General features: G+C 40.9%; 3 protein-coding genes. All 3 read right to left on the bottom strand.

Annotated elements, in window-relative coordinates:
* Positions 1-31 precede the first annotated feature (31 nt).
* From O0955_RS14565 to O0955_RS14555, 3 genes are read right to left on the bottom strand one after another with little or no spacing between them, the layout of a single operon-like run.
* Complete coding sequence (locus O0955_RS14565; protein WP_269428288.1) at positions 32-2,026, bottom strand: OmpA family protein; 1,995 nt, start codon at positions 2,024-2,026, stop codon at positions 32-34.
* 12 nt (positions 2,027-2,038) lie between these two features.
* Positions 2,039-3,034 carry a PorP/SprF family type IX secretion system membrane protein gene (locus O0955_RS14560; protein ID WP_269428287.1) on the bottom strand — a complete coding sequence of 332 codons (996 nt, stop codon included), beginning with the start codon at positions 3,032-3,034 and terminating at the stop codon, positions 2,039-2,041.
* 42 nt (positions 3,035-3,076) lie between these two features.
* On the bottom strand, positions 3,077-14,041 hold the full coding sequence (locus O0955_RS14555) for an Ig-like domain-containing protein (protein ID WP_269428286.1): 10,965 nt from the start codon (positions 14,039-14,041) through the stop codon (positions 3,077-3,079).
* Between the last annotated feature and the right edge of the window lie 195 nt (positions 14,042-14,236).

Here is a 14,236-nt window from a genome sequence, read left to right as displayed (position 1 = left end):
AGACGGCTCTTGGGATATAAGGAGTCTAGGTTTATTTTTTTGTTACTTTAAATTCTGTTCTTCTGTTTTTTGTCCTGCCTTCAGGATTATCCTTACCATTTTTCAGCGTATTCGGTGCAATTGGTACTTTTTCTCCGTAACCCTTAGCAGTCATTCTGGCGGCTGCAATATTTTTACTGATGAGGTAATCCACACAAGATTGTGCTCTTCTTTCTGATAAACTTTGATTGTATTCATCAGTCCCAATGGCATCGGTATGCGCACCCAGTTCGATTTCCATTTCAGGATTATCATCCATAATGATGAATAAAGCATCCAGAACTTTCTTCGATGGTTCGGTTAACTCTGCACTGTTAAATTCATAGTACACATTATCCAGTACAATTGGTATGTTAATTCTGAATGGACTGATGCAATAATCTTTAGAAATCAAAGTATCTGCTTTCGCCATTTCTTCGTAAACATAATTTTTGGTCATGGAGAAATAATTATCTTTTGAAAACTGAAGTTTAACTGGTCTTTTCGCATCCACTTTAAGCAGGTATTTCCCATCATTTCCGGTGGTCATTTTTTGTTCTCCCTCGTAGTTTACAATTGAAACGGTGGCGCCAGCTAAAGGTTTTTTAGTTTTACAATCAGCCAAAATACCGGTGATGGAGAAAAACTCTTTTTTTATTTCAAAAATTTCCAAACAACATGTTGACTCCCGGTCAGAACTGATGTAACCTCTGTCGCCACGTGCATCAATAGCAGAAAAATACGCGTCATCTTTTGATGAATTAAAAGGATAGCCCATGTTTCTTGGCTCAGACCAGGTAATTAAATCGCCTTCTGATTCAAAAAAGTCTAAACCACCCAGACCAATTCTTCCATCGGTACTAAAAAGAAGTTTTTTTGTTGACACATTATAGTAAGGCGCCCTTTCATCATTTTCGGTATTAATGGTTGGGCCTAAATTTACTGCCTGCCCCATGGATCCGTCTGACCGGATAGAACAATACCAAAGGTCAAATTTTCCATAACCGCCTGAACGATCAGAAGAGAAAAGTAAAAACTTTCCGTCTGAAGTTACAAATGGTTGTGATGAATTAAAATCTTTACTGTTTACCTCCAAGCCTAATGGTTTTGGATCAGACCATTTACCGCCTGTTTTAGTTGCGCTGTAGATTGAATATTTCTCTTTATCTGCCCACACTGTAAAATACGCTACATTTCCGGCCGGATGAAAAGTAGTAGCCGCAATTTCTACTCCTCTTGAAAAGTTGAGATTTACTTGATTTACTGCAATTTCTTCACTTGAGTTTACTGGTATTTTAGCACTATAAATATTATTGATAAATGGATTGGCTTTTGTTGAAACCTGTACGCTACCCTCTTCTGTTTTCACAATATCTCGTTTTGCAGCTACAGCAACCGGTCTGGATGATGTAAAATAAAATTCATCATTAATTTTAACCGCAGCATAGTTAGAACCCAATCCGTTGATATGATTGGGTATTTTTTTTATCTGCACCATGCGGGGATAACGCATTTCGTCCATTGCAAATTTGCAGGAAAGAATTTCTCTTTGAGCGGTTTTTACAAATAAATCATTACTATTTTTACTGATAAATTCTTCAAAAGCCTTAATGGCTTCCGGAAATTTCTTATTTGACCTTAAACTTTCTCCATAATAAAACATGGCTTTTCTATACCTTGTATTGGTAAAGGTACTGGCAACTGCATAATATTTTTCGGCTTCTGAAAATTCGCGGTATAAACGGCTTGATTCTGCCAGATTATATACTGAACCTTCATAATCTTCTACTATCTTTTCTTCTTTGGCTGGCCGCTTATCTTTGCCATAAGGAATGATGGCTTGTGTACTGTCTCCCTCAATTTTTAAGGCTTTTTTGTAAAAGGTTGATGCTGCATAATAGTCTTTATTTTGAAAATAAGTATCAGCAACTTTTTTATAATCTACCACATACTGTGCGTTAGCAGCGCCAGCATATGCGAATAAAAGGAATAGGAATATTTTTTTCATTTTGCTTGTTGATTATAACCGTGGACAGAAGAAGTTAGGGCCAATAATTCCGTTGCGGCCAATTAAAGTAACCGATAGCTCTAAACCCCCATTACTTTTTGATGCCCTTTGAAAGGTTGAGGTATTGATATCGTAACTTAAGCCAAATACCATGTTTTTAAGCTGCAAACCTACAAATGCAATTGCAGCATCTTTAACCCTGTAATTTGCTCCAAATAATATATTTGAGGAATTATTAAGCGTTAACTGACTGTAAGCACCCAATGAAATTTCGTTCGTATTTCCCTGGTACATCACTAAGGCATTCGGTACAATATCCAGCATTTCTGAAGCTCTGATTCTTGCTCCTCCATGCGCTGTAAAACGAATTGGAGTACGTTCACTTGTACCGGAAAAACGTTCAACCGGGCGATTTAAATGCGCTGCACTTGCGCCAACAAATACATTTATAGTTTGATTAGGATTACCATCAAAATACATTACCCCTGCATTAATATCCGGTACAAGAGAGGAAGTTGAGGATATATTTTCTCCATTACCTGTACCATTGAAACCGGTAACCGCATTATACTGATCCCCGAAACGGGCTTTTGACAGATCAAAACTTCGGTTTATAAGACCGGCCTGCAAACCAAAACTCATCATCTGTAAACCTTCCAGGCCAAACCTTAAACGATATGAGCCGGATACCAGAGCCGCCAGGTAATTAAAATCTAAATCGCCAGCCCTTTGATTTAAAACAGTAGCCCCGAAAGCGAAGTTCTTTTTGGGGGCCAAATCAAAAGATGCCCCACCCGTTAAAAAGGAATTACTAAGTCCGCTCCATTGTTGTTTAATGTTAACGGAGCCCCTATAATCTCCATCGATTACGCCGGTTAATGCTGGGTTTAACCATAACGGATAAGCGTAGTATTGAGAGAAGTGCGGATCTGTTTGGGCAAAAGATTTCGCTGTCAGAAGCATAAATCCCAGTACTGCATATATTTTTAAAGCCGATAGTATTTTCATAATATTCTTTTTTGTCTGTTTATAAATTTATCCTGCTTATCATTATCTAATTAAGGTTACGGTATCTTTCCTTAAAATCTGGGTTCCATCATTAAAGTTAACCTCAACCATGTACACATATACTCCTGATGGCTGGTTAACACCTTTGAATGTTCCATCCCAACCATTGGCTGTTGAATTTGACTGATAGATCAATTGACCCCACTGGGTATAGATGTACATTTTTGAACTGGCGATTGTATTACCGTAAATCAGGAAGATATCATTCTTACCATCATTGTTTGGTGTAAATGCATTAGGAATATATACATCGTTTCCAAGCGGGTTGGTTGCCTTACCTGTAAATGGATTTGAATTTGCACTGGTTTGGCAGGCAATCTGACCTTTTGCTCTTACTATGATGGTAACCGCCTGATCTGGTTTTAAACCCGACACTAAATAGGTTGTGCCTGATGATCCAGAAGTTGGGGCAACCCATGTTAAACCATTATCTGTTGACACTTCGTAACCTGTTGCGCCATTTACAGCTGCCCAGGCGAAAGTGATGCTGCCCGGATCAGCAGTTTGTAAAACCACAACTGGTTTTTCCAATATTGGAAGAACAGTTACAGATACGGCGGTTCTTGTTGGACTAGAACAACCTCCTACTGCAATACTTTCTACATAATAGGTTGCATTAGTGGTTAAAGCCGGAGTGGTAAAGGTTATACCTTCAGCAAGTGATGTACCGCCTGAACTAGCCGCATACCATCTGTAAATTAATCCGGCAACCGGATTGTTAACCGTCAATATCGTTGTACTTCCCGCACATATTACTCCGTTAGCAGGTGTTACCGATGCAGGTGCAACCGGCACTGGTAATGGTGTAACATTAACGGCTGTTCTTGATGTTGAACTACAGGTACCAGATACTGCTTCAACATAATAAGTAGCATTTGCAGTTACGGCTGGTGTTGAGAAAGTGCTGCCTGTTCCGGCAATTGTTCCTCCTGTTGCATTAGTGTACCAATTATAAGTTACGTTAGTCTGAGGATTTAGAACAGATAATGCAGCTGAACTTCCTGTACACACACTTACAGATGATGAAGCAACTGTTGGCACTGTAGGTTTAGGATTTACGGTAACCGTAATTTTTACTCTTCCTCCGTTATTATTACAGCCCCCTGTTCCAATAGCCAACACATAATAATCTGTTGTAGCTGCCAGGGTTGGTGTAGTATAAGAAGTACCTGTAAATAGCAAACTACCTCCTGTTGCAGCGCTGTACCATTCGTAGGTAACACCTGCCTGTGCATTTGAAATATTTAATGTAGTTGCATCGCCGGCACAAACACTTGTTCCTGCACTTGCAATAACCGGATTATTTGGTAAAGCATTAACTACGATACTTATCGATTTAGCATTTGCAGCAGTGTTTTCACATCTGTTATCACCTTTAACCGTTACATAGTAAGTGGTATTGGTGGTTAATACAGGTGTTGTAAATACGGCACCTGTAAATGCTGCATTGGTTAAAGCAGCATCGCTGTACCAGGTAAATACTGGATTAGTTACCGTTGTGCTACTGGCTGTCAGGCTGGCTGCAGCATTTGCACAAATTGAAGTTGATCCCGTTACAGAAACATCTGAAGCCAATGCCGTAGGGTTAACCTTAATGGTAATTGGTCTGGCATTTGCAGCAGCATTTTCACATTTATTAGCGCCCTTAACGGTTACGTAGTAAGTAGTGGTTACTGTTAAGTTTGGCGTTGTAAATGTTGGGCCTACAAAAGCAACACTGGTTAAAGATGCATCATTGTACCAGGTAAATACCGGATTGGTAACTGTTGTAGAACTGGCACTTATGGTTACTATTCCTGAACCGCAGATTACATTACTTGATGTTGTTAAAGTAACATCATCTGATATAGCAGCTGAATTTACAGTTACGGTTACCACTTTTGCAGAGGCCGGAGAGCTTTCACATCTGTTATCACCTTTAACGGTTACATAATATTTAGTTGTAGCGGTTAATACAGGGGTATTAAATGATGCTCCTACAAAAGTAACACTGGTTAAAGATGCATCATTGTACCAGGTAAATACCGGATTGGTAACCGTAGTTGAACTGGCAACTAATGCTGCAGAAGAGCCTGAACAAATTGTTGCGTCTGTGGCAGCAATATCTGATGATGAAGCAACCGGGTTAACGGTTAAGTTAACCGATTTCGCATTCGCTGCAGCATTTTCACATTTATTATCCCCTTTTACGGTTACATAATAACTGGTATTAGTGGTTAATACTGGTGTTGTAAATACAGCACCTGTAAAGACTACATTATTTAAAGCTGCATCACTATACCAGGTAAATATTGGATTAGTTACTGTGGTTGAACCTGCAGTAAGTATGGCAGATGAATTTGCACAAACACTGGTTGAACCATTTACTGTTACATCTGCTGCTGTTGCAAGTGGATTAACAATAACCGTTACTACCGTGGCGTTGGCTGCAGTAGTTTCACATTTATTTGCACCTTTTACGGTTACATAATAAGTGGTGTTTGCTGTTAATGTTGGTGTTGTAAAAATTGGTCCTACAAAGGCAACACTGGTTAATGAAGCATCATTGTACCAGGTAAATACGGGATTGGTCACCGTAGTTGAGCTGGCATTAATTACAGCTGTTCCAGTTCCGCATATTTTATTTGGTGTAGAAATGGTAACATCAGCGGCTGTTGCAGCTGTATTAACCGTTACCGTAACCACTTTTGCCGTAAGTGGCGAATTCTCACAAACGTTATCGCCTTTTACCGTTACATAAAATTTAGTTGTGGTATTTAAAGGATTAGTTGCATAGCTGGCCCCTGTAAATGCCACTGTAGTTAAAGCAGCATCGCTGTACCAGGTAAATACCGGATTAGTAACTGTTGCTGAGCTGGCCATTAATGTTGTTGAAGTACCAGCGCAAATGGTTGCATCGACAGTGGTAATATCAGTTGCTGTTGCGATCGGTTTAACGGTAATGCCAATTGATTTAGCTGTACCTGGAGCATTTTCACATTTATTATCGCCTTTTACGGTTACGTAGTAAGTGGTATTGGCAGATAAAGCAGGGGTTACAAAATTAGCCCCTATGAAACTTACATTTGTTAAGGCCGCATCGCTGTACCAGGTAAATACCGGGTTAGTTACCGTTGCTGACGTAGCTGAAAGTGTTGCTGAAGATCCTGCGCAAGCTGTTGTACTGCCATTAACCATAATATCGGTCATAGTGGCCAATGGGTTAACCGTAACCGTTACAACTTTAGCGTCTGCAGCGCCATTCTCACATTTATTCGCCCCTTTAACGGTTACGTAGTAAGTTGTGTTCGTTGTTAATGATGGGATGTTAAATGTTGGACCTGTAAATACCACACTAGTTAATGAGGCATCACTATACCAGGTAAATACTGGTTGTGTTACAGTTAAGCTTGAAGCCATTAGTACCACAGAAGATCCTGAACAAATGTTTGCGTTGTTCAAGGTAATATCTGCCGCTGTTGCGTAATCGTTTACCGTTACATTAACCACTTTTGCATCTGTTTTATTTTCGCACCTGTTGTCTCCTCTTACAGTAACATAATAAGTTGTTGAAGCATTAAGAGGAAGCGTTGTAAACGATGCACCTGTATGTGCAATTGTTGTTAATGCGGCATCACTATACCAGGTAAATACCGGATTAGTAACCGTTGTACTGCCAGCAGATAAGGTTGTTGTTGAACCTTTACAAATGGTAGTTAAACCGCTAATGGCGATATCTGCATCAGTTGCAATCGGGTTTACCGTAATGGTAATTGGTTTGGCTGTTGCTGCCGTATTTTCACACTTGTTATCTCCCTTAACGGTTACATAAAAAGTGGTGTTTGCATTTAAAATTCCGGTTGTAAATGTTGCTCCTTCAAATACTTTAGTAGCTAAAGCTGCATCACTGTACCAGGTAAATACCGGATTAGTAACCGTTGTTGAAGTTGCAGTAAGGGTTACTGCAGATCCTCCGCATATGGTACTTGTACCCGATAAACTAATATCAGAAGCAGTAGCAACCGGATTAACAGTGATGGTTACTTCTTGCGCACTTCCAGGTGCATTAGCACATTTATTGGTACCGCTTACCGTTACATAAAATTTGGTTGTTACAGTAATGGCTGAAGTGGTAAACTGTGCTGCATTAGAAACAACATTTGTTAAGGCTGCATCGCTGTACCAGGTAAATACCGGATTGGTAACCGTTGTACTGCTCGCTGTAAGAACGGCTACACCCGAAGCACATAATGAAGTATTTCCGGCAACTGTAATGTCACTTGCGGTTGAGGATGGATTAACCGTAATGCTAACTTTAGTACGGGTAGGATTAGCACAATTGCTTCCGCTTACGGCTTCAACATAGTAATCGTATGTATTTCCCGCAGCCAAAGAAGCTGAAGTGGTAAAGCTGCTGTTGTTATTTACCAAAACGTTTCCACCTGTTGCCGCATCGTACCAGTTATAGGTAACACCTGCTATGGCCACCACACTAAGAGTTGCCGGTGTATTTACGCAGGTTGTGGCCGGATTGGTTGGTGATGGAACAGGAATAGTTGCAGGAGGCAAAATGGTTACCACCGCTTTTATCGGTTTAGTTTCGCAACCATATGCGGAAGCGGTTACAAAGAAATCGTAACTACCTGCGGTTAACGCCGGATCAGTGGTAAAAGTTACACCATCTTTACCGGCTTGATAAGTTGTGCCCTGGTACCATTTATATATTGTATTTGCTTTTGGATTAGTAACGGTAAGCGTTGCCGATGTACCCTGACAAGCACTAACTGCTGCAGCTGCAACGGTTGGTAAGGTTGTGGTACGTTGTGCATAATTTAGATTTACCGAAGTTAAAGCACCCAATAAGCCTGAGCTTAGTCTTAATTCTACTCCATCAAACGGAGCAGTTGGTACAAATCTTAAAGTAGCTTCGCTTCCATCGCTTAATAATTTCAGGTCAACTAGCGGATTGTTTATCGTTATGCCATCGTTATTACTTGTTGTACCATTAAAAGTAGTTAGGGTTAAACTTGGCAATACCGCCAATGATAATAATTTACCCGGCGAAGTGATTTTTACAATTAAGGTATCGCCCACGTTTGATAAGCCTCCGGTAAATCCTAATCGCTGATATACTGATGCGCCCAGTGCACCAACTGGCATCACCAGACTTGATCCTGTATTCACGTCATTATCAACAGCTAAATTAGGATTAAACACATCTGCTAAGAGTGCTATTCCATCTACACCTTTAGCCGTAGCAATTGTAGCCGCTCCGCAAGGCGTTGGTGTTGGCGTACCATTAGGAATAACAGTTACTGTCACCGTTGCTTTGGCCGTTGCAGGACAACCGCCTGCAACCGTTGCTTCCACATAATAAGTTTTTGTTGCAGTTAAAGGTGGGGTTACATAAGTTTCTCCTGTAAATACTGGAATAATGGCTCCCGGGCTGTCGTACCAGTTAATCGTGGCACCTGCTGTACTCGAAGTTGCAGTTAATGAAGCTACAGAACCTTCACTTATAGTTACAGAAGGCGGCGTAACTACAGGAATATCAATTGAACCAATCGTAACCGTTGCCTCGGTTCTTGCTGAGGCAGAACCACAGCTATTTACAGCCTCTACAAAGTAACTTGTATTGCCTGTAACTAAAGGGGTAATAAATTTATCTCCTGTAAATAAAATCGTTGTGGAAATTGAGTTGCTATACCAGTTATAAGTAGTGCCCACAACCGGATTTTTAACCTGGAAGGTTGCCGATGTGGTTAAACAGGTATTAACATTTGGCGACAGTAATTCTGGCACCACCGCTAATGGATTGATGGTTACATTAACCACCGTTCTGTAGCTTACGCAACCTGAAGCAGACACCCCTGATACATAGTATTTTGTATTTGCAGTTAAAGCCGGTGTTGTAAATGTAGTTCCGTCTTTGCCAGCTAAATAAGTTCCCGAAGCATCGTACCATCTGTAAGTAAGCAGCGCCGAAGGATTGCTTACGCTTAACTGAGCCGTTTGACCTGCACAAGCCGTAACATTTGCAGCAGCAACGGTTGGTGCAACCATCACTCTTTGTGCATAGTTAAAATTAATTGAGGCCAATGCGCCTAATAATCCGGAATTTAATCTTAATTCAATTCCATCAAATGTAGCGGTTGGTACAAAAGTAATCAGGGCCTGCGTGTCTCCGCTCAATAATTGAACGTTTAATAAGGTCGTATTATTTAAAAGTCTGGTATCGTTGTTACTGGTGGTACCATTATAGCTTGTAACCTGAGCACCATTTAACAAACCCAATGACAATAATTTTCCAGGGGTAGAAACCAGCATACGAACGGTATCTCCTACGCTTGAAAGCGAGCTGAATTTAACTGTTTGATAAGCATAAGCACCTAATGCACCAACCGGCATAACCAATGAAGATGCCGTTTGTGTGTCATTATCAATAGCCAGATTTGGGTTAAACACACCCGATAATAAAGCTACGCCAACTACATCGCTGGTTTGGCTTACCGGAGACTCACAAGGCACAGGGTTTGGAGATCCTCCACCATCAACGGTAATCGTTACCTGAACACGACTGGCAGATACACAGCCTGAGGTATTTGAAACAGACTCTACATAATAAGTGGTGCTCGCAGTTAAAGGTGGCGTTACATAAGTGTCGCCGGTATAAACTGCTGATGTAGCATTTGCCGAAGTATACCATTTAAAGCTCACATTAGGATCAGAAGGGCCTGCGGTTAAAATGGCCGTTTGACCAGCACTTACAGTTGATGCAGAGACTGTAACAACCGGTAAAGCCGGACGAGGGGTTACGGTTACCGCAGCTGCAGTACGGGTAGCACTGGTACAATTACCTTGCAATGCCTCTACATAATAAGTTGTATTAGCAGTTAAAACCGGAGTCGTAAATACAGCGCCTGTAAATACAAGGTTTCCGGCAGCTGCAGCATCATACCATCTGTAAGTAATGGCGGCATCAGGATTACTAACGGATAAAGTTGCAGCAGAACCCTGACATGCGCCTGCTATTGGGGCAAGTACCGGTGCAGTTAATACCGGAGTAACTGTTACCGTTACCGGAACTCTTGTTGCATTTGCACAGGTTCCTTTTAGTACTTCAATATAATAAGTTGTTGTTGCAGTTAAAGCTGGTGTTGTAAATGTTTCTCCAGTACCCAATAAAGTACCTCCTGTTGCAGCACTATACCAGTTTAGTGTAGTACCTCCATTTGCTGTAGCGGTTAAAGTGGCTGTACTTCCTGAACAAATCGTTTGATTTCCTGCAGTTATTGTTGGATTAGGATAAATAACCTGTGCACCATAAATATCCAGACTGGATATGGCTGAAATCAGGGCACCAAATCTCACTTCCACACGGTCATAAGTACCGCCTGCAAGTAAGGTAGCCACAAAACGGTTTCCACTTAAAAGTTTCAGATCTAAGAGAGAAGAATTTAACTGATACGTTTTTACGATAGTACTTCCGTTAAGTACATTAACCGTTATGTTTCCTAAAACACCAAGGTCAAGCAAACCGGTTGGTGTTGCCAAATCCAGGCGAATGCTATCTGTAGCAACCCCAGCTGATGGGAAGATTAATTGTTGATATCCAACTGATGTTACACCCACAGCCAGTGATATTCTGGTATAGTTTGTTAAATCTGCGTCAGTAGAATTTCCGGCGCCATCAATATTACATAATAAACAAAGACCAGTAATACCTGTATTTTGTTTGTTCGCTGCATTACAGTTTGGATTACCTGCACCTGTAATTACAGTTACCGTTACCGGAACCCTGCTTGCGCTTGCACAACCATTGCTGTTAACAGTTTCAACGTAATAAGTTGTGGTTGTGTTTAAGGCGGGTGTGGTAAACGATGTACCTGTAGCCAATTGAGTCCCTCCTGTTGCTGCGGCATACCAGTTAATTGTATTTCCGGCATCAGCAGTTGCAGATAAAGTTGTGGTTTGCCCGCTATTTATAACCTGATTGTTAGTGGTTATTACTGCTGGAGCAGCAGCAGGATTTATAGAAACCGTAACCGCTGTACGGCTGCTTACTGCCGTGCCAGATACGGCTTCTACATAAAATATGGTTTGAGTACTTACTGTTGGAGTGGTAAATACGCCTGTATTATTGGTTACTAAAGCGGTACTTCCTGAAGATGCATACCAGTTATAAGTTACGCCGGTTTGCAAATTACTTACGCTAAGTGTAGCCGGATTTCCTGCGCAAACACTCGCATTTGCAGCAACCGGAGCTTTTACAGTAACAGCTATGGTATAATCTGTATTAACTTTATTATTATTTGCATCCGTAGCTGTTAAAGAAATTGTATAATTTCCACCAACGGTTGGCGTACCAGTAATTTCTCTTGTAACCGTATTAAAACTTAATCCCGGAGGAAGGTTTGTGGCTAAATAAGTATAAGGGGATGTTCCACCAGAAACGGCCGGTAAAGTTTGTGTTGCATATACATCTCCTACTACACCATTTGGCAATGTTGCGGATGGTAAAGAAAGTTGTCCGATAACTTTAACCGGATAATTAGTAGTCACCGTTTTATTCTGACTGTCGGTAACGGTTACCGCAACAGCATAATTTCCGGCTTGTGTTGGGGTACCGGTAATTTCTCTGGTTGCCGGGTTAAAGGTTAATCCCGGAGGCAGATTAGTTGCCACATAAGCATATGGTCCTACCCCACCTGTTGCTGAAGGAATAGTTTGAGCAGGATAAGTTACGCCCACTGTTCCATCAGCTAAAGTAGCTGCAGGAAGTAAAAGTGGATCGGTTACTTTTACAGGATAATTTGTTGTCGCTGTTTTTCCATCTGCATCAGTTACAGTCACCGAAACGGTGTAATTTCCGGCTTGTGTTGGCGTTCCGGTAATTTCTCTGGTTGTTGGGTTAAAGGTTAGTCCCGGAGGGAGGCCAGTTGCCGAATAAGCAAAAGGTCCGATACCACCTGTGGCCGAAGGAATCACCTGCGTATTATATACTGTACCGGTAACTCCATCTGCCAGTGTTGTTGCAGGTAAAGCCAATGGATCAGTTACTTTAATGGTATAGTTTGAAGTAATTGAATTTCCATTTGCATCGGTAACCGTAACAGGAATTGTATAATTTCCCTTTAAAGTTGGGGTACCCGAAATTTGATGGGTAGCAGGATCAAACGTTAATCCCGGAGGAAGATTGGTAGCGGCATATACATATGGCCCAGTACCACCTGTAGCCGGCGGAATGGTTTGTGTAGTATATACCGTTCCGGTAATGCCATTTGCTAAAGCACCCGGAGTTAAAACTAAAGCTGCGGTTACTTTTAAATTAAATGGCGTGGTTACTGTACAGCCTTTATTGTCAGTAGCCGTAATTGAAAAAGTATAATCATTTGCAACTGTTGGTGTTCCGGTAATTAATCCTGCTGCTGATAAACTCAAACCAGCAGGCAATGTACTTCCCGCAGCCAGTGTATAGGTGTAATTTGGAGTACCACCTGCGGCAACATTAATTTGTTTGGTATATGTAAAACCAACAGTAGCGTTACTTAAAGTCGTTGTATTAAATACTATTGCCGGATTAACCGTTACCACAACTGGTACCCTGCCCGATTCTGCTGTACAATTTAACCTTCTGGCAGCAACGTAATAGGTTTTATTTGCAGTTAGCAGCCCTGTAGGATAGCTTCCGTTAAAGGCTGTTGTTGCCAGCAAGGTTCCACCATCTACCGCATCATACCACCTTAGCTCGTTGGCAGCAGTGGTTGTTGCAGTTAAATTTGTAGATGTATTATAGCAAATTGATACCGCATTGCTTGCCGGAGCAGTAAATGTTGGTCGTCCGGCAGATCTTGTTAAACCATAAATAAAAATACTTTGTGTTAAATTCGCATTCAATAATGAGGATACGGTTACTTTAACCCGGTCAAAAGCTAAGCCCGGAGCAAACGGAACAGACACCACTTGTCCTGTTTGTAGCAGCCCGAGTAAATCTACATTTAACAGCGTTGAAGCAGGTTGTGTAAATACTTGCGTGGTACCATTATAAGCGGTTACAGAAATATTATTTAACAATCCGGCATTTAATAAGGCCGGAGCAGTTCGAAATCTTAAATTAAATTCATCACCTGCATTAGATAATGTTTCGAAATAGAAGTTTTGACTGATTGATCCTGCTACACCTAATGCACCCAGGCTTACTTCCGAATAATTAGTTTGATCGGCATCAATAGCCCTTTCACTATTTGTTACCCCTGCTTTTCCGAGCCCCAAAAGGTCAACAGTTAAGCCATCGCCTTCGTAACCTGTGGCAAATGCCTGCGCACAAGGGTCAATTCCGGTGCCGTAAAAAGCATAGTAAACTTTAGTATTGTTTGTAGCTCCAAGTAATAAAGCCCTTGTTATATCTTTTACATAAACCCTGTCGTAAGGCACTGTTGGTGTTATTGCAACATAGAAAAAGCCGTTGGCATCTTTAACTAATCTTAAATTTGGACTTGAAAAAGCACCGGTACTTGATCCGCTAATCACTGTTGTACCACTTGAATTACGGGCTCCGATTTCGAAAGAGTGGTCGCCCAGCACAACGTTCCCTAATACATTGGCTAAGAATCCTCCCAGATTTCCTCCTAATAAAGCATTTAAAACATCTGCGTTAAAATCAATTCGCACGTACGAAGTTGTACCTGCCGGAACAGTAGCCGGATATTTTAATTCCAATTCTCCGTTGTAAGAAAAAAGACCTCCAGCTACACCTCCATAAGAATTAACGGTTGCAAAAGTTGTTGGAGATTGTGAAATTGCATTTGCTGCATTCGTTACATTACTTTGAACCGTAACTTCATTTGCATAAACTTTAGTTTGCGCATACGATTTTGAATTTAAGAGCGTTAATAAAATGATGATCGCAAATACGGGCGTATTGCAGATTAGTCCTTTTAGGAGGTGAGAGGTAAAATTTTTCATCATGTCAGCATTTATTAGGGAAATACAATGTTATAATGCACTTTTGTGTTACACTATTTAGGCATTAAAGATTATGACAAATCTACATTTACACCGAGCACCTTATTTATCCATTACTATTCATTGTTTTTTCCTAATCTTTCATTCATTTCGTTCATAGAAATTTTTCTTGCAAAAATCATTTCAATGATTGTGAAA

Origin of the sequence: Pedobacter punctiformis (assembly GCF_027213715.1) — a bacterium.
GTDB classification, from domain to species: domain Bacteria; phylum Bacteroidota; class Bacteroidia; order Sphingobacteriales; family Sphingobacteriaceae; genus Pedobacter; species Pedobacter punctiformis.
This window is presented reverse-complemented; position numbering and strand designations above follow the sequence as displayed.

What these genes read in the sequence shown, in the direction of transcription:
- O0955_RS14565 (WP_269428288.1), bottom strand. Translation starts at nt 2,026, where the DNA reads ATGAAAAAAATATTCCTATTCCTTTTATTCGCATATGCTGGCGCTGCT.
- O0955_RS14560 (WP_269428287.1), bottom strand. Translation starts at nt 3,034, where the DNA reads ATGAAAATACTATCGGCTTTAAAAATATATGCAGTACTGGGATTTATG.
- O0955_RS14555 (WP_269428286.1), bottom strand. Translation starts at nt 14,041, where the DNA reads ATGATGAAAAATTTTACCTCTCACCTCCTAAAAGGACTAATCTGCAAT.